This is a genomic window from Mesorhizobium sp. B2-5-4 (assembly GCF_006441095.1).
Classification (GTDB): domain Bacteria; phylum Pseudomonadota; class Alphaproteobacteria; order Rhizobiales; family Rhizobiaceae; genus Mesorhizobium; species Mesorhizobium salmacidum.
On sequence record NZ_VFUR01000004.1, the window covers coordinates 213914 to 234874 of the forward strand.

At 62.5% G+C, this 20961-nt stretch carries 20 protein-coding genes and 1 pseudogene; 10 read left to right on the forward strand and 11 right to left on the reverse strand.

Going from position 1 to position 20961, the window contains the following annotated elements; all coding sequences use genetic code 11:
- The first annotated feature begins 118 nt into the window (after window positions 1-118).
- Entirely contained in the window at window positions 119-1219 is a 1101-nt protein-coding gene (gene recA / locus FJ492_RS07160; RefSeq protein ID WP_013895892.1) for a recombinase RecA, read from the forward strand.
- A 271-nt stretch (window positions 1220-1490) separates the two neighbouring features.
- Complete coding sequence (alaS, locus tag FJ492_RS07165) at window positions 1491-4157, forward strand: alanine--tRNA ligase (RefSeq protein ID WP_140769209.1); 2667 nt, start codon at window positions 1491-1493, stop codon at window positions 4155-4157.
- Window positions 4158-4221: 64 nt separating this feature from the next.
- Here alaS and FJ492_RS07170 read toward each other — a convergent pair.
- Together FJ492_RS07170 and FJ492_RS07175 are read right to left on the reverse strand one after the other, a co-directional pair.
- Window positions 4222-4846 (reverse strand): annotated as a pseudogene (locus FJ492_RS07170) (glutathione S-transferase family protein).
- A gap of 80 nt (window positions 4847-4926) precedes the next feature.
- Window positions 4927-6138, reverse strand: a complete 1212-nt coding sequence (locus tag FJ492_RS07175) for an NADP-dependent isocitrate dehydrogenase (RefSeq protein ID WP_027143667.1) — start codon at window positions 6136-6138, stop codon at window positions 4927-4929.
- Window positions 6139-6351: 213 nt separating this feature from the next.
- Here FJ492_RS07175 and FJ492_RS07180 point away from each other — a divergent pair, with 213 nt between their 5' ends.
- Together FJ492_RS07180 and murI are read left to right on the forward strand one after the other, a co-directional pair.
- On the forward strand, window positions 6352-7275 hold the full coding sequence (locus tag FJ492_RS07180; protein ID WP_140769211.1) for an RNA methyltransferase: 924 nt from the start codon (window positions 6352-6354) through the stop codon (window positions 7273-7275).
- Window positions 7268-8137, forward strand: a complete 870-nt coding sequence (gene murI / locus FJ492_RS07185) for a glutamate racemase (protein ID WP_140506380.1) — start codon at window positions 7268-7270, stop codon at window positions 8135-8137. Before FJ492_RS07180 ends, murI begins: the two co-directional genes overlap by 8 nt.
- Here the strand turns inward: murI and FJ492_RS07190 are convergent.
- Window positions 8081-9463 carry an RNB domain-containing ribonuclease gene (locus FJ492_RS07190; protein WP_140769213.1) on the reverse strand — a complete coding sequence of 461 codons (1383 nt, stop codon included), beginning with the start codon at window positions 9461-9463 and terminating at the stop codon, window positions 8081-8083. The two genes, murI and FJ492_RS07190, sit on opposite strands and share 57 nt — an antisense overlap.
- 156 nt (window positions 9464-9619) lie before the next feature.
- On the opposite strand from FJ492_RS07190, the gene FJ492_RS07195 reads away from it, so the two are divergent.
- Window positions 9620-9808, forward strand: coding sequence for a DUF3008 family protein (locus tag FJ492_RS07195; RefSeq protein WP_027143670.1), 189 nt, complete (start codon window positions 9620-9622; stop codon window positions 9806-9808).
- An 80-nt stretch (window positions 9809-9888) separates the two neighbouring features.
- Here the strand turns inward: FJ492_RS07195 and FJ492_RS07200 are convergent, their stop codons facing one another.
- Complete coding sequence (locus FJ492_RS07200) at window positions 9889-10086, reverse strand: hypothetical protein (protein ID WP_140506376.1); 198 nt, start codon at window positions 10084-10086, stop codon at window positions 9889-9891.
- A gap of 375 nt (window positions 10087-10461) precedes the next feature.
- Here FJ492_RS07200 and rpsD point away from each other — a divergent pair, with 375 nt between their 5' ends.
- From rpsD to FJ492_RS07215, 3 genes are all read left to right on the forward strand, one after another.
- Window positions 10462-11079 carry a 30S ribosomal protein S4 gene (rpsD, locus tag FJ492_RS07205; protein WP_140769216.1) on the forward strand — a complete coding sequence of 206 codons (618 nt, stop codon included), beginning with the start codon at window positions 10462-10464 and terminating at the stop codon, window positions 11077-11079.
- 137 nt (window positions 11080-11216) lie between these two features.
- A complete protein-coding gene (gene ttcA / locus FJ492_RS07210) occupies window positions 11217-12104 on the forward strand; it encodes a tRNA 2-thiocytidine(32) synthetase TtcA (protein ID WP_140769218.1) in 888 nt (295 codons plus the stop codon).
- Entirely contained in the window at window positions 12094-12921 is an 828-nt protein-coding gene (locus FJ492_RS07215) for an inositol monophosphatase family protein (protein ID WP_140769220.1), read from the forward strand. Before ttcA ends, FJ492_RS07215 begins: the two co-directional genes overlap by 11 nt.
- A 30-nt stretch (window positions 12922-12951) precedes the next feature.
- Here FJ492_RS07215 and FJ492_RS07220 read toward each other — a convergent pair whose 3' ends face one another.
- From FJ492_RS07220 to purL, 5 genes are all read right to left on the reverse strand, one after another.
- On the reverse strand, window positions 12952-14175 hold the full coding sequence (locus tag FJ492_RS07220; protein WP_181166602.1) for a multidrug effflux MFS transporter: 1224 nt from the start codon (window positions 14173-14175) through the stop codon (window positions 12952-12954).
- A 223-nt stretch (window positions 14176-14398) separates the two neighbouring features.
- Window positions 14399-14734 carry a Grx4 family monothiol glutaredoxin gene (gene grxD, locus FJ492_RS07225; RefSeq protein ID WP_013895877.1) on the reverse strand — a complete coding sequence of 112 codons (336 nt, stop codon included), beginning with the start codon at window positions 14732-14734 and terminating at the stop codon, window positions 14399-14401.
- Between the two features lie 151 nt (window positions 14735-14885).
- A complete protein-coding gene (locus FJ492_RS07230; RefSeq protein WP_015318146.1) occupies window positions 14886-15119 on the reverse strand; it encodes a BolA family transcriptional regulator in 234 nt (77 codons plus the stop codon).
- Between the two features lie 122 nt (window positions 15120-15241).
- Window positions 15242-15829, reverse strand: a complete 588-nt coding sequence (locus FJ492_RS07235; protein WP_246675923.1) for a hypothetical protein — start codon at window positions 15827-15829, stop codon at window positions 15242-15244.
- A 7-nt stretch (window positions 15830-15836) separates the two neighbouring features.
- Complete coding sequence (gene purL, locus FJ492_RS07240) at window positions 15837-18068, reverse strand: phosphoribosylformylglycinamidine synthase subunit PurL (RefSeq protein WP_140769222.1); 2232 nt, start codon at window positions 18066-18068, stop codon at window positions 15837-15839.
- 246 nt (window positions 18069-18314) lie between these two features.
- Between purL and FJ492_RS28670 the strand changes: the two genes are divergently transcribed.
- Window positions 18315-18479 carry a hypothetical protein gene (locus FJ492_RS28670; RefSeq protein WP_181165979.1) on the forward strand — a complete coding sequence of 55 codons (165 nt, stop codon included), beginning with the start codon at window positions 18315-18317 and terminating at the stop codon, window positions 18477-18479.
- A gap of 78 nt (window positions 18480-18557) precedes the next feature.
- Here the strand turns inward: FJ492_RS28670 and FJ492_RS07245 are convergent, their stop codons facing one another.
- Window positions 18558-19967, reverse strand: a complete 1410-nt coding sequence (locus FJ492_RS07245) for a PLP-dependent aminotransferase family protein (RefSeq protein WP_140715081.1) — start codon at window positions 19965-19967, stop codon at window positions 18558-18560.
- Between the two features lie 91 nt (window positions 19968-20058).
- Here FJ492_RS07245 and FJ492_RS07250 point away from each other — a divergent pair, with 91 nt between their 5' ends.
- Window positions 20059-20310 carry a DUF1127 domain-containing protein gene (locus FJ492_RS07250; RefSeq protein ID WP_140715079.1) on the forward strand — a complete coding sequence of 84 codons (252 nt, stop codon included), beginning with the start codon at window positions 20059-20061 and terminating at the stop codon, window positions 20308-20310.
- 8 nt (window positions 20311-20318) lie between these two features.
- Here the strand turns inward: FJ492_RS07250 and FJ492_RS07255 are convergent, their stop codons facing one another.
- The gene (locus FJ492_RS07255) at window positions 20319-20960 is read right to left on the reverse strand and encodes a Pr6Pr family membrane protein (RefSeq protein WP_140769224.1); all 642 of its coding nucleotides are present in this window, start codon (window positions 20958-20960) and stop codon (window positions 20319-20321) included.
- Between the last annotated feature and the right edge of the window lies 1 nt (window position 20961).

Consider the following 20961-nt stretch of genomic DNA (forward strand, 5'->3'; position numbering starts at 1 on the left):
GGATATCGCTTGTTTTTCAATTGGTTGTCACCCCTTGCCAAATGAGAACAAAAAAGGTACAAATTGACAAGGATTACGGATTGTCCGGCCTTCATTGACGACCAAGGGGTGATGTATCATGGCTCAGAATTCTTTGCGGCTGGTAGAGGATAAGGCAGTGGACAAATCAAAGGCTCTGGATGCGGCGCTGTCGCAAATCGAGCGGGCTTTCGGCAAGGGCTCGATCATGCGGCTCGGCGCCAACGAGCAGGTCGTCGAGATCGAAACGGTGCCGACCGGGTCGCTCGGCCTCGACATCGCGCTCGGCGTCGGCGGTCTGCCGCGTGGCCGTATCATCGAGATCTACGGGCCGGAAAGCTCGGGCAAGACGACGCTGGCCCTGCATACCGTGGCCGAAGCCCAGAAGAAGGGCGGCATCTGCGCCTTCGTCGATGCCGAGCACGCGCTCGATCCGGTTTACGCCCGCAAACTCGGCGTCGATCTTGAAAACCTGCTGATCTCGCAGCCCGACACCGGCGAGCAGGCGCTGGAGATTTGCGATACGCTGGTGCGTTCCGGCGCCATCGACGTGCTGGTGGTCGATTCGGTGGCGGCGCTGACGCCGCGCGCCGAAATCGAGGGCGAGATGGGCGATTCCTTGCCGGGCCTGCAAGCCCGCCTGATGAGCCAGGCGCTGCGCAAGCTGACCGCCTCGATCTCGCGCTCCAACACCATGGTCATCTTCATCAACCAGATCCGCATGAAGATCGGCGTCATGTTCGGTTCGCCCGAGACGACGACCGGCGGCAACGCGCTGAAATTCTACGCCTCGGTGCGTCTCGACATCCGCCGCATTGGCTCGGTCAAGGATCGCGACGAGGTGGTGGGCAACCAGACCCGCGTCAAGGTGGTCAAGAACAAGCTGGCGCCGCCCTTCAAGGTGGTCGAGTTCGACATCATGTATGGCGAGGGTGTCTCCAAGACCGGCGAACTGGTCGATCTCGGCGTCAAGGCCGGTGTGGTCGAGAAGTCGGGCGCCTGGTTCTCCTATAATTCGCAGCGTCTCGGCCAGGGCCGCGAGAACGCCAAACTGTTCCTGCGCGACAATCCCGACACCGCGCGCGAGATCGAACTAGCGCTTAGGCAGAATGCCGGGTTGATCGCCGAAAAGTTCCTCGAAAACGGTGGCTCAGAGGGCAATGGCGATGATGGTTTTGAGGACGAAGCCGGCGCGATGTAGGGCAACGCCAGAGTTTGGCCATAAATCCAGCCTATTATCTGATGCTTAAGTAACAGAGTTCTGTAGTACCGCGTTCCAAACCGCCGGCCTTCGCGCCGGCGGTTTTCGTTTGCGTGCCTGCGTAAGTGCCGGTGCAAAGCGCGAATTGGCCCAATTCCGTGTTTCTGGACAGGGTCAAGAGCTACGGCTAAAAGGCCAACTCCATCTTCTAGAAAACACAGAGCCATCTCCCGCCGGTCCGGCCGGCGGCTCTCTTGAAAAGGCAGTATCCATGAGTGGCGTGAACGAGATCCGGTCGACATTTCTCGACTATTTCCGCAAGGAGGGCCACGAGGTCGTGGCCTCGAGCCCGCTCGTGCCGCGCAACGATCCGACATTGATGTTCACCAATGCCGGCATGGTACAGTTCAAGAACGTCTTCACCGGTTTGGAGAAGCGGCCCTATTCGCGTGCCACCACCGCCCAGAAAAGCGTTCGCGCCGGCGGCAAGCACAACGATCTCGACAATGTCGGCTATACCGCGCGCCACCTGACCTTTTTCGAGATGCTCGGCAATTTTTCCTTCGGCGATTATTTCAAGGAGCGCGCCATCGAGCTTGCCTGGAACCTCATCACCAAGGAATTCGGGCTGAAGAAGGATAAGCTGCTGGTCACCGTCTACCACACCGACGATGAGGCGGCCGATTTCTGGAAAAAGATCGCCGGTTTCTCCGACGATCGCATCATCCGCATCCCGACCTCGGACAATTTCTGGGCGATGGGCGATACCGGACCCTGCGGCCCGTGCTCGGAAATCTTCATCGACCGTGGCGAGCACATCTGGGGCGGCCCTCCCGGCAGTCCGGAGGAGGATGGCGACCGGTTCCTTGAATTCTGGAACCTGGTGTTCATGCAGTATGAGCAGGTGACGAAGGAGGAGCGCGTCGACCTGCCGCGCCCGTCGATCGACACCGGCATGGGCCTGGAGCGCATGGCATCCATCCTGCAGGGGGTGGAGAGCATCTTCGAGACCGACCTGTTCCGTCATTTGATCGATGCTGCGTCCTCCGCACTTGGGCGCGCACCCGATGCGGAAACGGTTTCCTCCTACCGCGTCATTGCCGATCACCTGCGCTCGTCCTCCTTCTTGGTCGCCGACGGCGTGCTACCGTCCAATGAAGGCCGCGGCTATGTGCTGCGTCGCATCATGCGCCGCGCCATGCGCCATGCGCAGCTGCTCGGCGCCCGCGATCCATTGATGTGGAAGCTGGTGCCGGCGCTGGTGCGCGAGATGGGCCAGGCCTATCCGGAACTGGTGCGCGGCGAAACGATGATTACCGAGACCTTGAAACTCGAGGAGACACGGTTCCGCAAGACGCTGGTGCGCGGCCTTGGGCTGCTCTCCGAGGCGACGGAGAAGCTCGGCGCCGGCGACATGCTGGATGGCGAGACGGCATTCAAGCTCTACGACACCTATGGCTTTCCGCTCGACCTGACACAGGACGCGCTGCGCCAGCGCAGCATTTCGGTCGATCTTGCCGGATTCACCAATGCGATGGAGCAGCAGAAGGCGGAGGCGCGTAAGCACTGGGCCGGGTCCGGCGAGGCCGCCACCGAAACGGTTTGGTTCTCCGTGCGCGAAAAAACCGGCGCCACCGAATTCCTCGGCTACGAAACCGAGCAGGCTGAGGGCCTCATCCAGGCGCTGGTCAAGGAGGGCAAGACCGTTGACAGCGCCGCCAAGGGCGATGCGGTCGCCGTGGTCATCAACCAGACGCCGTTCTATGGCGAATCCGGCGGCCAGATGGGCGACACCGGCGTAATCTCGGGTGAGGGGTTCTCGATCGAGATTTCCGATACGCAGAAGAAGGCCGATGGTCTGTTTGTGCATCTCGGCAAGGTGATCGCAGGCACGGTCAAGACGGGTGCCGCGGTCGAACTGAAGGTTGATCATGCCAGGCGTTCCAGGCTACGCGCCAACCATTCCGCCACGCATCTGATCCATGAGGCGCTGCGCGAGGTGCTGGGCACCCATGTCGCTCAAAAAGGCTCGCTGGTCGCGCCCGAGCGCCTGCGTTTCGATATCTCCCACAACAAGCCGATCTCTCCGCAGGAGCTCGAAGAGGTCGAGCGCATGGCCAACGAGATCGTCGTCCAGAACAGCCCGGTGACCACGCGCCTGATGTCGGTCGACGACGCCATTGCTGAGGGCGCGATGGCGCTGTTCGGCGAGAAGTATGGTGACGAGGTGCGCGTCGTCTCGATGGGCACGGGCGTTCATGGCGCCAAGGCCAACCGGCCTTATTCGGTCGAGCTTTGTGGCGGCACGCATGTCAGGGCAACCGGCGATATCGGCTTGGTGCGCATCGTTTCGGACGGCGCGGTCGCCGCAGGCGTGCGCCGCATCGAGGCGCTGACAGGCGAAGCCGCGCGAAAACATCTCGACGAGCAGGACAGGCGGCTGAAGGCGGCCGCTGCCACGCTGAAGATCTCGCCGGCGGATGTGCCAGCGCGCGTCGAAGCGCTGCTCGAAGAGCGCAAGAAGCTCGAGAAGGACCTGTCCGAAGCGCGCAAGAAGCTGGCGCTGGGCGGCGGGTCGCCTGCCGATGCCCCGGCCGCCAACGAGATCGTCGCTGGCGTCGGCTTCCTCGGCAAGGCGGTTTCCGGCGTCTCGCCGAAGGATTTGAAGCCGCTGGCCGACGCCGGCAAGACTTCGTTGGGCTCTGGCGTCGTCGTGTTCGTTGGCGCTGGCGAGGACAACAAGGCGAGCGTCGTGGTCGCCGTCACCGATGATCTCGTCAACCGCTTCAGCGCCGTCGACTTGGTGCGCGTCGCCTCCGCCGCATTGGGCGGGCAGGGCGGCGGCGGCCGTCCCGACATGGCCCAGGCCGGCGGACCGGACGCGTCGAAAGCCAACGATGCGATCGCGGCGGTAAGGGCGGCGCTCGAGGCAGCGTAAGCGTCGGATTGGACTTATTACGACGGTTGGGAGGGGCGCCGCCCCGAAGCCATCTCAATCCTTGTCAACTAACCTTGTCGGTGCGCGAAAAGCTTGCACGCACCGAGACACGCGCATACCAGTCCCGGATACCCGCAAACCGCGCCAGCAAGTCGCGTCCTTCGGCAACCCTGACGAAATAGCCGATCATCGGCGCCGCATGCAGGTCGGCCAACGTCAGCTGGTCGCCAAGCAGCCATGGCCCTTGTGCCTTCAGCGAGGTCAGCACCCTGAGCACTGTTTCGGCTTGCCGCTGCCCGTCGGCGATCAGCGCCTCGTCGGGAGCTTCTTTTTCCAGCCGCTCGACAGCGACGTCCCAGACCATCGCCCTATAGGCATAGGCATCGAGCATGCCGACGATCTGGCCCATCCTGGCGCGGCCGCGCGCATCGGCAGGCTGCAGCGCCGGCCCATCGAAGGCCTCGTCGACATAGCGAGCGATCGCGCTGGTCTCGAAGAGGCGGAACCCGTCGTGCTCGAGGGCCGGAATGCGGCCGAACGGATGGTGTTCGAGATACCAAGCCGGGACCCCCTCGGAGGTGAAGATGTCGACCGGCACCAGCTCGCAGTCGATGCCTTTCTCCGCCAGCGCCATCCGCGCGATGCGCACATACACTGTAGTCCGCGCCGTAGAGGATTGGCTTGGTCACGCTGTCAGCCCTTTGCTTTCGCCGGCCCCAAAAAACCGAAGGCTCCTTTCGGAGCCTTCGGCATTTGGAACTGCGGGTGCCTACGCCATCGCCTTCTGCAAATTCTCGTCGATCTTGTCGAGGAAGCCGGTGGTCGACAACCAAGGCTGGTCGGGGCCAATCAAAAGCGACAGGTCCTTGGTCATAAAACCGCTCTCGACGGTCTGGATGCAGACCTTTTCCAGGGTCTCGGAAAAACGCTTCAGTTCGGCGTTGTCGTCGAGCTTGGCGCGGTGCGCCAGGCCCCGTGTCCAGGCGAAGATCGAGGCGATCGAATTGGTCGAGGTTTCCTCGCCCTTCTGATGCTGGCGATAGTGGCGGGTGACAGTGCCGTGCGCGGCTTCGGCTTCGACGGTCTTGCCATCCGGCGTCATCAGCACCGAGGTCATCAGGCCGAGCGACCCAAAACCCTGCGCAACGGTGTCGGACTGAACGTCGCCGTCATAGTTCTTGCAGGCCCAGACATAGCCGCCCGACCATTTCAGGCTCGACGCCACCATGTCGTCGATCAGGCGGTGCTCGTACCAAAGTTTCTTTGACTTGAACTCGGCCTCGAATTCAGCCTCGTAGACCTCCTGGAATATGTCCTTGAAGCGGCCGTCATAGGCCTTGAGGATGGTGTTCTTGGTCGACAGGTAGACCGGATAATTGCGCAGCAGGCCGTAATTCAGCGACGCCCGGGCAAATTCGCGGATCGACTCGTCTAGATTGTACATGGCCATGGCGACACCGGCGCCGGGCGCATCGTACACGTCATGCTCGATCACCTGGCCATCCTCGCCGACGAATTTGATCGTCAGCTTGCCCTTGCCGGGGAAGCGGAAATCGGTGGCGCGATACTGGTCGCCGAAGGCGTGACGGCCGACGATGATCGGCTTGGTCCAGCCGGGCACCAGGCGCGGCACGTTCTTCATGATGATCGGCTCGCGGAAGATGGTGCCGCCCAAAATGTTGCGGATGGTGCCATTGGGCGATTTCCACATCTTCTTCAGCTTGAATTCCTCGACGCGCTGCTCGTCGGGGGTGATGGTCGCGCATTTCACGCCGACGCCGTATTTCTTGATGGCGTTGGCCGAATCGATCGTCACCTGGTCGTTGGTGGCGTCGCGGTGCTCGATGCCGAGGTCGTAATATTCAAGCTTGAGGTCGAGATAAGGGTGGATCAGCTTGTCCTTGATGAACTGCCAGATGATGCGGGTCATCTCGTCGCCGTCGAGTTCGACGACCGGGTTCGCCACCTTGATCTTCGCCATGGAAAGAATGCCTCGTTGCTGGGAATGGGACGGCCTTGCCCGCGTGGCGTTGGCCGGGGATGCCGCCCGTATATCAAAGCGCTTTTGGCCACGCAAACGGCGATCGGTCACGAATGCGAGGCCATGACCGCTGCCATTTGCGAATGCTTCATTTTCCCGGTCGAATATGGCAGGGGACGCTGAAATGCCGCAAACAGCAGTTCATTGACAATCATGCCCATTACCAAAGATTCCGCTAACCCCGCAGCCGCCGGCCCGGCGATCATTCTGGTCGAGCCGCAGCTTGGCGAGAACATCGGCATGGTCGCCCGCGCCATGGCCAATTTCGGACTTTCGGAGCTGCGCCTAGTCAACCCGCGCGACGGCTGGCCGAGCGAGAAGGCGCGCGCCGCCGCCAGCCGTGCCGACCATGTCATTGATGCCGTCAAGGTTTTTGACGACCTGGCCACGGCGCTCGCCGACCTGAACTTCGTCTTCGCCACTACCGCCAGGCAGCGCGACGGCTTCAAATCCGTGCGCGGCCCGGTGGAAGCAGGCAGGATGCTGCGTGCCCGATACGAATCGGGACAACGCACCGGCATCCTGTTCGGACGCGAACGCTTCGGTCTCTACAATGACGAGGTTGGCCTCGCCGACGAGATCGTCACTTTCCCGGTCGATCCCGACTTCTCCTCGCTCAACATCGCCCAGGCGGCCTTGCTGATGTCCTATGAGTGGATGAAGTCGGGCCTGGAGGACGAGACCAGGACAAACTTTACGGGGCCGGAGATGAAGCCTGCAAGCAAGGAAGAATTGCACGGCCTGTTCGCCTATCTGGAAGGCGCATTGGAGGCGCGCGGCTATTTCCGACCGGCGCCGAAGAAGCCGAAAATGGTCGACAATCTGCGCGCCGTGCTGACGCGCGCCGGCTTTGCCGAACCGGAGCTCAAGGTGTTGCGCGGCATCATCTCGTCACTAGACCGGTTCTCACCGGCGATGCCGCGCGGCGATGGGTCGCCGGGCGATGATCCGAGGCGTTTGCCCGCGGCCGCCGCGCGCGCCCGCAAGGCGGAGGCTGCTGGCCGGGTGGTGCCGGACGCTAATGGCGACGACGCGGACACGCCGCCGCTCGGCGGCAAGGGAACCGACAATGACTGACCAGCCGATCCTGATGTTCGATTCCGGCGTCGGCGGGCTCACCGTGTTGCGCGAGGCGCGCGTGCTGATGCCCGACCGTCGCTTCATCTATGTCGCCGACGATGCCGCCTTTCCCTTTGGCGCCTGGGAAGAGCCGGCGCTGCGGGCCCATATACTGGAGCTGTTCGCCAGACTGCTCGACCGGTTTGCGCCGGCCCTTTCGGTCATTGCCTGCAACACCGCCTCGACGCTGGTGATCGATGCGCTGCGCGATACCTTTCCCGGCCATCCCTTCGTCGGCACGGTGCCGGCGGTCAAGCCGGCGGCCGAGCGCACGCGCTCGGGCCTGGTCTCGGTGTTGGCGACCCCGGGCACGGTAAAGCGCCAGTACACGCGCGACCTGATCGCCAAATGGGCGCAGAAATGCCATGTCCGCCTGGTCGGCAGCGACCGGCTGGCGGGTCTGTCCGAAGCCTACATGCGCGAGGGCTTCGTCGACGAGGAGGCCGTGCGCGCCGAGATCGCGCCGTGCTTCATCGAGCGCGACGGCATGCGCACCGATATCGTTGTGCTGGCCTGCACGCACTATCCCTTTCTGGTCAACCGCATGCGCAAGACGGCGCCCTGGCCGGTCGACTGGATCGATCCGGCCGAGGCGATCGCACGGCGCGTCCTTTCGCTGCTGCCGCCCATCGATGGGGCGCTGCCGCAAGGCGAGCCCGATATCGCGGTCTTCACCTCGGGCAAGGCGGATTTCGCCGTCAGTCGCCTTATGCAGGGCTTTGGGCTGACCGTGCACTTAGACAGTGGCGGAACTGCCCGCCATTCAAACAGGTTCGAAGACGATGCTGCGTTGATCCGGATCGGCCAGGACCAGCCTTAGCCTCAGACCGTCGCCCTGTCTGAGGCCGGAGGCCTTTACGGTGGCGACGACAGGCATGTCGGCAAGCTGAACACGCACGCCATGGTCGACGAAGTCGGTGACGACGGCTTTGAAAATCTCCCCCTCGCGTCCCCTGAGCATTATTGCCTCGGCAAGGTCGATGGCTGCATGGTTGATCTGCGAAGCGCGGCTATCCGCACGTCCCATAGCCTTCGGCAATCTGGCGAACGCGTCGGTGACAGCCTGGGGCACGGGCTGGCCGTTGGCGATGGCTAGCGCGCAGCGCACGACATAGCGATCGGCAAGCCGTCGGAGTGGTGCCGTTGCATGGGCATAGGTCGCAGCCATCGCCTCATGCCATGGGATAACGCCGTCGTGATAGGCTTGATAAGACGCGCCGGGGCTTGCATGGCGGATTTCCAGCATCAGTGCTGCTTGTCGCGGATCGGTCGGATCGAGGGTTCGCTGATAGTCTCGCAAACCGGTGGAGGCGGGCCAGGACAGTCCGAGAGCCTGTGCCGCGTTGCGCAATCTTTGAACCTTGAAAGTATCCGGCCCCGACATCACCCGGAACAAGCCGGTGTGGTGCGCAAGCATGGCATCGGCGATCGCCATGTTGGCGGCCAGCGAAAGTGCTGCGTTGTCCTGCTCGGATTGCAGCAGCGGTCTGAACGAAAGCCGGTATGTGCCATCGGCAAGCCTTTCCACCTCTTGCTCGGGTGGGTCGACGCGGGAAGCCCCGCGACGCTGTTCGTTCTTTGCCATGCGCAACGCCATTTCGGCAAAGCCGGCCGGAACGTCGGAAGCCTTCACGCTGTCGTAGGCGAGCTTGGCGCGGCTTTGAATGATTGCCCGCTCCGCACCGTCCAACTTCGTTGCACCGTCCTGCGCAATCCGGACCGTGAAGATAACAGCTGGACGGGGTCCATCCGGCAACAGGCTTGCGGCACCCTCGGCAATCACCGGCGGGTAGAGTCCGGCCTTGCCGTCCGGCAAGTATAGTGTCTCGCCCCGCGTCCAGGCTTCGAGATCCACCGCGTCGCCGTCCTCAACGAACCAGGCCACGTCGGCAATGGCATAATGCAGCAGAAGATCACCACCGCTCGCCTCGATCGAGAACGCCTGATCGAGATCGGTGGAGGCAGCCGGATCGAGCGTGACGAAGGGCATCGCCCTTCGATCGGCATGCTGGTCGGGCACGCGTTTGGCCGCCGCCTCCGCCGCGGCAACTACATCAGCCGGAAATCCATCCGTTACGTGTAATTCGGTGCGGATTTTCGCCAGGCCGGTGGAGAGAGCCTGTGAGGGATCGGTCAGGGATTTCATTCAGCCGTCCTACACTGGGGTTCCGGACACGGGAAGGTACCAACGAAAATCGCCAAGGCCGGCCATCATCTGGCACCGAGCGGACCGGGATGGGCCACTGGCGCTGGAACCGCCGCCGAAGCGCGGCGTTTCTCCTGACAGCAAAGGAGAACCGCCATGCCAGCCACCTCGAAAGCCCAGCAGAAGGCCGCCGGCGCCGCACTCTCCGCCAAACGTGGCGAGACCAAGAAAAGCGAGCTCAAAGGCGCTTCCAAGGGCATGTATGAATCGATGAATGAAAAGCAGCTCGAGGAATTCGCCGAGACGAAGCGCAAGGGACTACCGGAGAAAAAATCCCAGGATTGAGCGCTGCGAGCCAGACTATCTTGGAAATGAAAAAGGGCCAGCGACGTTCGCTGGCCCTTTGGGATTGTTGCTTGAACAGCCTACCAGCGGTGGCAGCGCCGTACCCTCTCGACGATCACCCTGCGATGACCATGCCGCCACACCACTCTCTTTTTGACGATGACCCGGCAGACCTGTTTGTGGCCGTGCCAATGGCGCGCCATGGCCGGTTCCGGCGCCACCGCCATCGAGCCTGCAAGCACCGCCGCGCCTGCCAGGGTAAGGAAGAACTTCTTCATGTAGTTGGGCTCCTCTAGCTCCAGTCCCTTCCTGGTGCCGCTGGCGCAAAACCTCCCGCCACATCCGGCATCGCATCAACGTCGCAAACGCTACATGGTTGTGGTTGGCCACGCTACTCACAAGCTTGACATCGGTTAAATCTCGGTTTAACCAGCCGCCAATGCCGGGCAGCGATGTCCGGTGTTTCTTTTATATACGCAAAGTCAGTCACCCTCTCTGTTTCTGGCCTTGTTTGAACTGACGTGTCCCGTGGGTTTTCCGCCGCGTTGCGTGGGAAAACCCTGTCAGGTCTCGAAAACGGAGGCCAGAGGAGGGCGCGTTTCCTTCACCCGGACCATGAGGTGCCGGGTGTGTTGTTTTGAAAAGGGAATGCGATGAGCAAGCGCGAATCCGCGAAGTACAAGATCGACCGCCGTCTCGGTGAAAATATCTGGGGCCGCCCGAAGTCCCCGGTCAACAAGCGTGAATACGGCCCCGGCCAGCATGGCCAGCGCCGCAAGGGCAAGCTTTCCGATTTCGGCCTGCAGCTGCGCGCCAAGCAGAAGCTGAAGGGTCACTATGGCGACGTTTCGGAAAAGCAGTTCCGCAAGGTCTATGAAGAGGCCGACCGCCGCAAGGGCGACACCTCGGAGAACCTGATCGGCCTGCTCGAATCGCGTCTCGACGCGGTCGTCTACCGCTCCAAGTTCGTACCGACCATCTTCGCCGCCCGTCAGTTCGTCAACCACGGCCACGTCAACGTCAACGGCAAGCGCGTCAACATTGGCTCGTACCGCTGCAAGCCGGGCGATGTCATCGAAGTGCGCGAAAAGTCGAAGCAGCTGGTCATCGTTCTGGAGGCGGTCGGGCTCGCCGAGCGCGACGTGCCGGACTACATCGAAGCCGATCACAACAAGATGGTCGCGACCTTCTCGCGCATCCCGGGCCTCGCCGACGTTCCGTTCGCCGTGCAGATGGAACCGAACCTGGTCGTCGAATTCTACTCGCGCTAAGCGAACGCTTTTCTGCGATATCGGAAAAGGCCGCCTTCGAGGCGGCCTTTTTGTTTTCGGGCATCCGCTTTGCCGTTTCGATTTTCCAGCCGATGCGTTAATCCGGGCGGAAGTCACATTTCCGGGGCCGTCGCGCCATGAACATGCTGCCAGACATCGAAACGCTTGAACCGGTCGCCGACGGTGGTTTCCATCCACTGTTCGCTGATGTGCCGTCCTCGGTCGAGTTCAACAAGCTGCGCAAGCGGCTGCTGCGGCTGACCCGCCAGACGATCGAGGATTTTTCGATGGTGAAGCCCGGCGAGCGCTGGCTGGTCGCGCTGTCGGGCGGCAAGGATTCCTACGGTCTGCTAGCCATCCTGCTTGATCTCAAATGGCGCGGGATGCTGCCGGTCGAGTTGCTGGCCTGCAACCTCGACCAGGGTCAGCCGAATTTCCCCAAGCACATCCTGCCCGACTATCTCGACGCCAACGGCATAGCCCACCGGATCGAATACCGGGACACCTACTCGGTCGTCACCGACAAGCTCCCGGAGGGCAGCACCTATTGCTCGCTCTGCTCGCGGCTGCGGCGCGGCCATCTCTACAGGATCGCCCGCGAGGAGGGCTGCTCGGCCCTGGTCCTCGGCCATCATCGCGAGGATATCCTCGAAACCTTCTTCATGAACCTGTTCCATGGCGGCCGGCTTGCCGCCATGCCGCCAAAACTGCTCAACGACGACGGCGACGTCATGGTGCTGCGGCCGCTGAGCTACTGCGCCGAGGTCGACCTGGAGAAATTCGCTGCCGCGATGCGGTTCCCGATCATCCCTTGCGATCTCTGCGGCAGCCAGGAAGGGCTGCAGCGCAACGCCATGAAGGCGATGCTCGAGGACATTGAAAAGCGCATGCCTGGCCGCAAGGACACGATGATCCGCGCTCTGTCCAACACCAGGCCGTCGCATTTGCTCGACCGAAAGCTGTTCGATTTCGCTGCCCTCAATGAAACCCTCGCGACCAGGCAAGACATTTCCGATGACATTTGACGATACCGCGATCGACTGGCTGGCCGGTATTCTGGCCGAGGCAGCCCAAGCCGAAATCATGCCGCGCTTTCGCCGATTGGGCGACGGCGATATCCGCCAGAAGACTTCCGCGGCCGACCTGGTGACGGAGGCCGATGTCAATGCCGAGCGGCTGATCACCGCCAGGCTGCGCGAGCGCTATCCCTCGGCCATGATGGTGGGCGAGGAGGCCTGTTCCGAAAATCCGGCGCTGCTCGATGGCTTGGGTGATGCCGAACTGGCATTCACCATCGATCCGGTGGACGGCACCTTCAATTTCGCATCCGGCGTACCGCTGTTCGGCGTCATGCTGGCGGTCGTGGTCAGGGGCGAGACGGTCGCGGGCATCATCCATGATCCGGTGGGCAAGGACTGGCTCATCGCCGCCAGGGGCGCCGGCAGCCATATCAGGCATGCCCATGGCAGCCTGGAGAAAGTGCATGTGGCGGCACCCGTGCCGATCTCGCAGATGACCGGCGCGGTCTCCTGGCAATATCTCGACGAACCGGAGCGCTCACGCCTTGCACGAAACCAGACCAAGGCACTGTCGCAGTTCGCCTATCGCTGCGCTGCGCACGAATATCGCCTGCTGGCGAGCGGGCACGCGCATTTTGTCGTCTACAACAAGCTGATGCCCTGGGATCATCTGCCCGGCGTGCTGATCCATCAGGAAGCCGGCGGCCATGCCGCGCGCATCGACGGCAGCGCTTATTTGCCCTCGCATGTCGACGGCGGCCTGCTTGTCGCGCCGGACCAGGACAGCTGGCAGGAGCTGCGCCGCGAGCTGTGGGCGCAATAGGTTAAGTTCCACGCGGCGTCTGCGGCAGATCTAGTGCAGGTCGGTGACGTGCCCTGAGACGGGTGCGTTCTGCGGCTGGAACATCTTGCCGCGCTCGGCAATCAGGATCATCAGCAGTGCGGCAACCGAGACGCTGCAGAACCCGGCGGCCAGTGGCGTCACTGTGCCGTTGAAAGCCTGGCCGATCAGCGTGCCGAGAATGCCGCCGAGAAACGTCTGCATGAAACCCAGGATGGATGACGCCGTGCCGGCCAGTTGGCCAAGCGGCTCCATGGCCAACGCGTTGAAATTGGCGCCGAGGCAGCCAAACGGCAGCATGGCGCTGGCAAAGAAGGTGATGAACAGCCAGAGCGGCATCTTCGTTTCCAACGAAACCACCAGCCAGGCCAGGCTGATCACCAGAAACAGCAGCAGCGCGCTTTGCGACAGGCGGCGCATGCCGACGCGGCCGACGAGGCGCGAGTTGAGATAATTGGAGAAGGCGAGCACGCCCGCGACACCGGCGAAGATGACCGGAAACATCTCGCCGACGTTGAAGACGTTGACATAGATCTGCTGCGCCGAGGCGATGAAGCCGAACATGGCGCCGAAGATGAACGTGCTGGCGAAGGCATAGCAGAGCGCGATGCGGTTGGTGAGCACGATGCGGAAGCCGCCGACAATGGAGGAGACCGTCAGTGCCCGGCGATATTCGGGATGCAGCGTCTCGGGCAGGCGCAGCAGCGACCATGCCGACACGATCAGGGCGCCGACGGCCATGGTGACGAATATCCAATGCCAGGTCGCGAACAGCATGACGAACTGGCCGATGCCCGGCGCCACGACCGGAATGGCCATGAACACCATGAAGATCAGCGACATGACTTCGGCCATACGCCGGCCATCGAATGTATCGCGCACGATCGAGACTGCGATGACGCGCGTGGCGGCCGCGCCGATGCCTTGCACGGCGCGGCATATCAAAAGTGTTTCGAAGCTGGGCGCGATGGCGGCCGCAGCGGCCGCAGCCACATAGATGATCAGGCCGGCGACAAGCGGCGAACGGCGTCCGAAGCGGTCCGAGATCGGCCCGAAGAACAGTTGGCCACCGCCGAAACCCAATATGTAGGCGGTGATCACATATTGCCGGTGGTTTTCATTCTCGACGCCGAGCGAGGCGCCAATCTGCTGCAGCGCGGGCAGCATGATGTCGATGGCCAGCGAATTGAGCGCCATCAGCGCCGCGCAGAGCGCGATGAACTCCCAGCGCGGAATGGGCAATTTGCTCACTCCGGGCAAGGCGCTTGCCCCGGGCAAGGCGCTTGCCCCCTGCGGCGCTGATTTCTGCTGGTCCACGGCAAGTCCGATCTCTCAAACGAAAACGCGCCGGCGGGCCGGCGCGTGGGCTCGTCCTAGTCCCGGGAGCCGGGATGTAAAATTGCCGAGGTGGGCTGCCCCGGCGCCCAAGGCATGTCGGTGTCGACATGCCTTGGCTGAATTAGGCGGCGCCTTTGACGCTGACGCCCTTCTCGACCAGGAAGGTCTGCAACTCGCCGGCCTGGAACATTTCGCGAATGATATCGCAGCCGCCGACGAATTCGCCCTTGACATAGAGCTGCGGGATCGTCGGCCAGTTGGAATAATCCTTAATGCCCTGGCGCAGTTCGGCGGAGTCCAGGACGTTCACGCCTTTGTAGTCGGCGCCGATATAGTCGAGGATCTGGACGACCTGGCCGGAAAACCCGCATTGCGGAAAGCCGGGCGTGCCCTTCATGAAAAGGACGACGTCGTTGCCCTTCACTTCGTTGTCGATGTAGTCGTTGATACCGCTCATGGAATATCCTTTCACGCCTGTGGGAGTCAGGCTCGAAGCATGTCTTTCAAATAAACCCATAGGTTGCCCGAAACAAGACTTTAGCCATGCCATCACCCGAATGGCGCAAAGAATGGGCTGTTTTGGGCCAAGCTTGTCGGGTGGAAATGCCTCAGTCGGGAACGCTGGTCTGCAGCGCCAGCGCGTGCAGCACGCCGCCCATATTGCCCTTCAGCGCGTCATAGACCATCTGGTGCTGCTGAACGCGGCTCTTTCCCCGAAAGCTCTCGGCCACGACTTCGGCCGCGTAGTGGTCGCCATCGCCGGCGAGATCGCGGATCGTCACGCGGGCGTCCGGTATGCCGTCCTTGATAAGTTTTTCGATATCGTGGGCGTCCATTGCCATTGCAGAAATTCCTGTTCCGGGAGGGCGGCGGCGCGGCGGCCCATGCGATGAGAGTCGGGCGAGCCTAAAGCCTTTCCAATCCGGATTGAAGCGGTTCCGTCCGGAGTTCGTTCTGTTGGTGTTCAGGAGATGGTTTCACCCGGCCCCTGCGCCGGCTCGTCCTCGCGCATCGAGAAGGCGCGGCCCAGACTGAAAACCAGCACGTAAAGCGGGGTGTTGACCGCCAGGTTGGCGATCGGCAGATAGCTGGTCACCCGCCAGGCGGGCGAGAAGAACGGCTGGCCGTAGCCATCGCAGACAAGCGAAGAGCCATACTCCCACAAGGCTCCCAAAACAGCCGAGACGGCGAAAAGCTTGATGCAGGTGATGATATGCCTAGCTCGCGTTGGTTCCGGCAGGAGCCAGTTCCAAAGCACCAGACAGACAACCGGAACCGCATAGATGAGGTTCTGCAGGACCAGCATCGGAAGCGTATCGTTGGCCGCGGCGAGAAACTCGGCGCGTGTTTCCAGCCTGGGGCAAACCTCGCTCGAGGTCGTCGACAGCAGGAAGAAGACGAACGGCCCGAGGCACCAGAAAAAGAACAGCGACGGCCAGAAGACGACCGCAAGCAGCGCCCGTAGGGCAATTTTCTTATGGTTGAGCAGGATCTCTGGACAAAACGGCTTTCCGTTTGTCCGAGAAAACCGGTTTTCACTTTTCGGGATCATGCTCTCGTCAGCTGGTCAGGTCCATGAAGCGCGGGAACCAGCCTTCATGGGCGGCGGTCAGATCGCTGACCGGGATTGCCCTGGCATCGCCGAGCTTCAGCGCGTTGCCGCCCGTCGAGCCGATCCACGGCGCGAAGATGCCGAGTTCGCCCTGCTGCTTGCGAATAGCGTCCCATTCATCGCCATGGGGATCGATCGACAGCGTCAGGAGATAGCGGCCCTGGTCTTCGCCAAACCAGACCGGGATCGGATCGGTACCGACCAGTCCGGGAACGGTCGCGCCGATGCCGGACGCCATCGCCATTTCGGCCAGCGCCACCGCGATGCCGCCGTCGGAGACGTCATGCGCCGCCGTGACGACGCCGGACGCGATCAACGAGCGCACATGGTCGCCGACGCGCTTCTCGTGCTCGAGATCGACCGGCGGAGGCGGGCCATCGCTGCGGCCGTGGATATCGCGCATATACGCCGACTGGCCAAGATGCGTTCCCCAGGAAGCCGGCGCGCCCACCAGCAGGATCATCTGGCCTTCCGCGGCGAAACCGATCCGCGCCATCTTCGACCAGTCCGATATCAGGCCGACGCCGCCGATGGTCGGTGTCGGCAGGATGCCCTGGCCGTTGGTCTCGTTGTAGAGCGAGACGTTGCCCGACACGATTGGGAAACCCAGCGCCCGGCAGGCATCGCCAATGCCTTTCACCGCGCCGACCAGCTGGCCCATGATTTCTGGCCGTTCGGGATTGCCGAAATTGAGATTGTCGGTGGCGGCGAGCGGCAGCGCGCCCGTGGCGGTCAGGTTGCGCCAGCATTCGGCGACGGCCTGCTTGCCGCCCTCATAGGGATCGGCTTCGCAGTAGCGCGGCGTCACGTCGGAGGAGAAGGCCAGCGCCTTGGTCGGATGTCCCTCGACGCGCACCACGCCGGCATCGCCGCCCGGAAGCTGCAGCGAATTGCCCTGGATGAGCGTGTCGTATTGTTCCCACACCCAGCGACGCGAAGACAGGTCCGGTCCGCCAAGCAGCTTCAGCAGCGCATCGGCGAGGTCGGCTTGCGGGATATCGTTGGCGGCAAGCGGCGCAGGCTTCTTCGGCTCGACCCACGGGCGATCGTATTCCGGTGCCTTGTCGCCAAGGTCCTTGATCGGCAGGTTGGCGACCTCGTCGCCCTGGTGCCGCACGCGGAAGCGCAGATCGTCCGTGGTCTTGCCGACGATGGCAAAGTCGAGGCCCCATTTGTGGAAGATCGCCTCGGCTTCCTTTTCCTTTTCGGGGCGCAGCACCATCAGCATGCGCTCCTGGCTTTCCGACAGCATCATCTCGTAGGCGCTCATGCGCTCTTCGCGCACCGGCACCTTGTCGAGGTCGAGCTCGATCCCGAGGTCGCCCTTGGCGCCCATCTCGACCGCCGAACAGGTAAGGCCGGCCGCACCCATGTCCTGGATGGCGATGACCGCGCCCGAGGCCATCAGTTCGAGAGAGGCCTCGAGCAGGCATTTTTCGGTGAAGGGATCGCCGACCTGCACGGTCGGGCGCTTCTCGTCGATCTTGTCGTCGAACTCGGCCGAGGCCATGGTGGCGCCGCCGACACCGTCGCGGCCGGTCTTGGCACCGAGATAGACGACCGGCAGGCCGACCCCCTTTGCCTCTGACAGGAAGATGGCGTCCGTCTTGGCAAGGCCCGCGGCAAAGGCATTGACCAGGATGTTGCCGTTGTAGCGAGCGTCGAAATTGACCTCGCCGCCGACCGTCGGCACGCCGAAGGCATTGCCGTAGCCGCCGACACCGGAAACCACTCCGGCGACGAGATGCCTGGTCTTGGGATGGTCGGGAGCACCGAAGCGCAGCGCGTTCATGGCCGCGATCGGCCGCGCGCCCATGGTGAAGACGTCGCGCAAGATGCCGCCGACGCCGGTCGCCGCACCCTGATAAGGCTCGATGAAGGAGGGGTGGTTGTGGCTTTCCATCTTGAAGACGACGCAGTCGCCATCACCGATGTCGACCACGCCGGCATTCTCGCCCGGGCCCTGGATGACCTGCGGACCGGTGGTCGGCAAGGTGCGCAGCCATTTCTTCGAGGATTTGTAGGAGCAGTGCTCGTTCCACATTGCCGAGAAGATCCCGAGTTCGGTAAAGCTCGGTTCGCGTCCGACGAGGTCGAGGATGCGCTGATACTCATCGGGTTTCAGCCCATGCGCGGCGATGAGCTCTGATGTGATCGGCACGGAATTGGAAATGGTCATGGGCGGCGATTTATGTCCATGGAGCAGGGATTTTGAGTCTCCTCTTATCGCAAGCTTTGCGGTCGATACACCCGTCGGCTGAGGAAAAAGGCAGAAAGCAACAGGGTGATGACCACGATGGATCGCGGCAGGCTCTCTCGTGAGCAATGAGAGGCGCCAGGCCAGCGATTGAAGCTCCCACAAAGCCAAATGGGGAACGCCATGGTGTCCCAGCCGTTAGATTCCTATCACTCAGGAGACAGCACGATGGCTACCAAGCAAGGCAAGAACAACAATCGCCTCTCGGACAAGGAGGCTCTCCACATCGCGGAGACCACCGACGTTTCACCCCGGCAAGCCAAGGAATTGGCTGAAAAGCACGGCAAGGACAAGGCCGAGAAGGAAGCCAAGAACTTCAAGGCCGAAGGCTGATCCGATCCGGTTCTGACAAGTCTCGGTTTCGCGAAGGCGGCGTCTCGAGGCTAGCAGGGGCGGGTGGCCGCGAATGGCTCAGGAAAAACTGTCGTAGCCTGCGCGGCCCTCGTCCAGCAGCCGCCTGATCACCGTGACGCCGCCGGCAATATCCTCGCGCCGCTTCGGCTGCGAGACGCCGAACCGCACCCCATGAAAAACCCGCTCCGAGCGCCCCGCCTTGAACTCATCCTCATCGTCGATCAGCACGCCATGCTCCAGGCAGGCATTCTTGAACGTGCCGGAAAGCCAGGGATCGGGCAGGGTGAGCCAGACGAACGGCACTTTGTCGTGCGATTTGAATGAGAAGCCTGTCAAGCGTTCGCGCACTATGGCCATGCGGGCGCTGATCTCCGCGATGCTGCGTCTGCGGATTTCGCTGGCCTGACCGGAAAGCACCAGCCGGGAATTCACCTCCGCCAACAGGAATGGCATGCCGCCGGTCATCATCTTGTGGGCGACCCGGATGCGGTGGCGATAGGCAGGCGGGCAGGAGAGCCAGCCGCCACGCAGGCCGGCCGCGACCGATTTCGACAAGCCACCGGCAATGATGGTGCGTTCAGGCGCAAATTCGGCAAGCAGTGGTGTCGGGTCGTCGGTCAGATGGCCGTAGAGGTCATCCTCGATCAGGATGACGTTGTATTCACGGGCGACACGCGCGATCGCCTCACGGCGCGCCGACGACAAGGTCACCAAGGTCGGATTCTGCGCCGTTGGCATCAGAAATATCATCTTGGGATGCTTTTGCGCGCAGACACGTTCGAAATCCGCTGGATCAAGGCCTTCATCATCCGATGCCACCAGCGCGGTGCGCCGGCCTATCAGGCCGGCGCTGCGGGAAATCTGCGAGTAGGTGAGGTGCTCGAAGGCGACATAGTCGCCGGGCGTGGTGAGGGCCGCGATCGCGGCCATCACCGCGGCATGAGTGCCGAGAGTGGGGACGATTGTGTCGACCGCTGGCCGGAAGGCGTTCCGTGACAGCCACCGGGCGCCGGCTTCGTACCAGCGATCCGGGAAATCGCGCGTGTAGCTCGAAATCTCATGCGGATGGTCCTGCGCGGCGCGCGAGAGGACGTCGGCAACAATGGCGCCCTGGCCCATGTCAGGGGCCGCCGTGCTGTCGAAACGCAGCTTGCCCTTGGGGGCATCGGCATAACGCGTGCCTTCGACACTGGTGTCGGGCTCCTCTGGCTCTGTAACGCCAACGTTCTCTCCCAGCACATAGGTCCCCCGTCCGACCTCGCCACTGACAAGACCGCGCTCACGCAGCAATTGGTAGGCCCGGCCGACCGTGCCGACCGTGGCGCCGATGTCGTAGGCGAGGTCGCGCTGTGGTGGCAGCTTTGCCCCGGCCCCGATCACACCCCGGTCGATATCCGCTTCAATGGCGTCTGCGAGGCGCTGATACAGCGGACCTGAACCCGTGAGATCTGGAACCCAATTTGTCATGGTGACAATTTTCTATATTGCACCGTTTCGGGAGTCAATACATATCAATAGCGCGCTAAAAAGGGTGCAATTGATATTTGGCAGAAAGAAAATGGATACAATCGGAACATTCCGCCACTCCAGAACCGAATTGCTCGGCCAGCCTGCACGCCCGTCCGGGCAGCGCCGCTTCGCCGGCCGACTGGTGCAAGTGATCAGGTCGCTGGCGAAATGGATCGACCATCTGCTGGAGCGCCGGCGCGGCCGGCTGGCACTGCTGGAGATGACCGACGATCAACTCAAGGATATCGGCATCTCGCGCTGCGACGCTCACCGCGAAGGCATCAAGCCGCTCTGGGAATAGGGACCGGTCTATCGGATGCCTTTGCTCCTGAGGCGTCCGACGCCGTGATCGACGAAAATGGCGACGACGCATATCGCCACGAACAGCGCGGTGATGGCGAGCGCCGCTATAGTGACGCTCTCAACGCCATTCCTGGCGATATCGAGGAAGGGGTAGGGCACCTCGCCCGCCACCGGCGCCCGCGCCAGCGCATAGGCCAGATAGGCGATGGGATAGACAACCCACCAGGAAATATCGCTCCATCTCGTTTTGCCGTCGGCGCCTGACGTCAGCCACCACAGCACGAACAGCACCGGCGTCACGTAGTGCAGCAGGACGTCGCAAAGCAGGAACGGGCCCTGTGGCTGCCAGAGCCGCGCCAGCAGGGTGGCATAGACAATGAAGACCAAGGTGATCGAAACCGCGACGCCCGCGCGCATCCGTGGTCCGGCAAAGGCCGGCAGCCACACATGGCCGTTGGATGACAACAGCGAGGTGTGAACCAGTACGGCGCCAATGTTGGTCAGGATGGTGAAGAAGCTGAAATAGAACACGATCGATCCAAACAGGCCGCGGCCCGCTTCCATCGACGCTGGAATGGTGATCGAGAACTGCAGGGCAAGCGCTATCAGGCCAACTACCAACCCTGCGGTCTGCAGGAACCGGCCCATG

Excerpts from the sequence above, each read along its gene's own strand:
- FJ492_RS07245 (WP_140715081.1), bottom strand. The coding sequence starts at position 19,967 with ATGACAAATTGGGTTCCAGATCTCACGGGTTCAGGTCCGCTGTATCAG.
- alaS (WP_140769209.1), top strand. The coding sequence starts at position 1,491 with ATGAGTGGCGTGAACGAGATCCGGTCGACATTTCTCGACTATTTCCGC.
- FJ492_RS07200 (WP_140506376.1), bottom strand. The coding sequence starts at position 10,086 with ATGAAGAAGTTCTTCCTTACCCTGGCAGGCGCGGCGGTGCTTGCAGGC.
- recA (WP_013895892.1), top strand. The coding sequence starts at position 119 with ATGGCTCAGAATTCTTTGCGGCTGGTAGAGGATAAGGCAGTGGACAAA.
- murI (WP_140506380.1), top strand. The coding sequence starts at position 7,268 with ATGACTGACCAGCCGATCCTGATGTTCGATTCCGGCGTCGGCGGGCTC.
- FJ492_RS07215 (WP_140769220.1), top strand. The coding sequence starts at position 12,094 with ATGACATTTGACGATACCGCGATCGACTGGCTGGCCGGTATTCTGGCC.
- FJ492_RS07180 (WP_140769211.1), top strand. The coding sequence starts at position 6,352 with ATGCCCATTACCAAAGATTCCGCTAACCCCGCAGCCGCCGGCCCGGCG.
- FJ492_RS07175 (WP_027143667.1), bottom strand. The coding sequence starts at position 6,138 with ATGGCGAAGATCAAGGTGGCGAACCCGGTCGTCGAACTCGACGGCGAC.
- ttcA (WP_140769218.1), top strand. The coding sequence starts at position 11,217 with ATGAACATGCTGCCAGACATCGAAACGCTTGAACCGGTCGCCGACGGT.
- FJ492_RS28670 (WP_181165979.1), top strand. The coding sequence starts at position 18,315 with ATGGCTACCAAGCAAGGCAAGAACAACAATCGCCTCTCGGACAAGGAG.
- purL (WP_140769222.1), bottom strand. The coding sequence starts at position 18,068 with ATGACCATTTCCAATTCCGTGCCGATCACATCAGAGCTCATCGCCGCG.
- FJ492_RS07195 (WP_027143670.1), top strand. The coding sequence starts at position 9,620 with ATGCCAGCCACCTCGAAAGCCCAGCAGAAGGCCGCCGGCGCCGCACTC.
- rpsD (WP_140769216.1), top strand. The coding sequence starts at position 10,462 with ATGAGCAAGCGCGAATCCGCGAAGTACAAGATCGACCGCCGTCTCGGT.
- FJ492_RS07255 (WP_140769224.1), bottom strand. The coding sequence starts at position 20,960 with ATGGGCCGGTTCCTGCAGACCGCAGGGTTGGTAGTTGGCCTGATAGCG.
- FJ492_RS07190 (WP_140769213.1), bottom strand. The coding sequence starts at position 9,463 with ATGAAATCCCTGACCGATCCCTCACAGGCTCTCTCCACCGGCCTGGCG.
- grxD (WP_013895877.1), bottom strand. The coding sequence starts at position 14,734 with ATGAGCGGTATCAACGACTACATCGACAACGAAGTGAAGGGCAACGAC.
- FJ492_RS07235 (WP_246675923.1), bottom strand. The coding sequence starts at position 15,829 with ATGATCCCGAAAAGTGAAAACCGGTTTTCTCGGACAAACGGAAAGCCG.
- FJ492_RS07250 (WP_140715079.1), top strand. The coding sequence starts at position 20,059 with ATGGATACAATCGGAACATTCCGCCACTCCAGAACCGAATTGCTCGGC.
- FJ492_RS07230 (WP_015318146.1), bottom strand. The coding sequence starts at position 15,119 with ATGGCAATGGACGCCCACGATATCGAAAAACTTATCAAGGACGGCATA.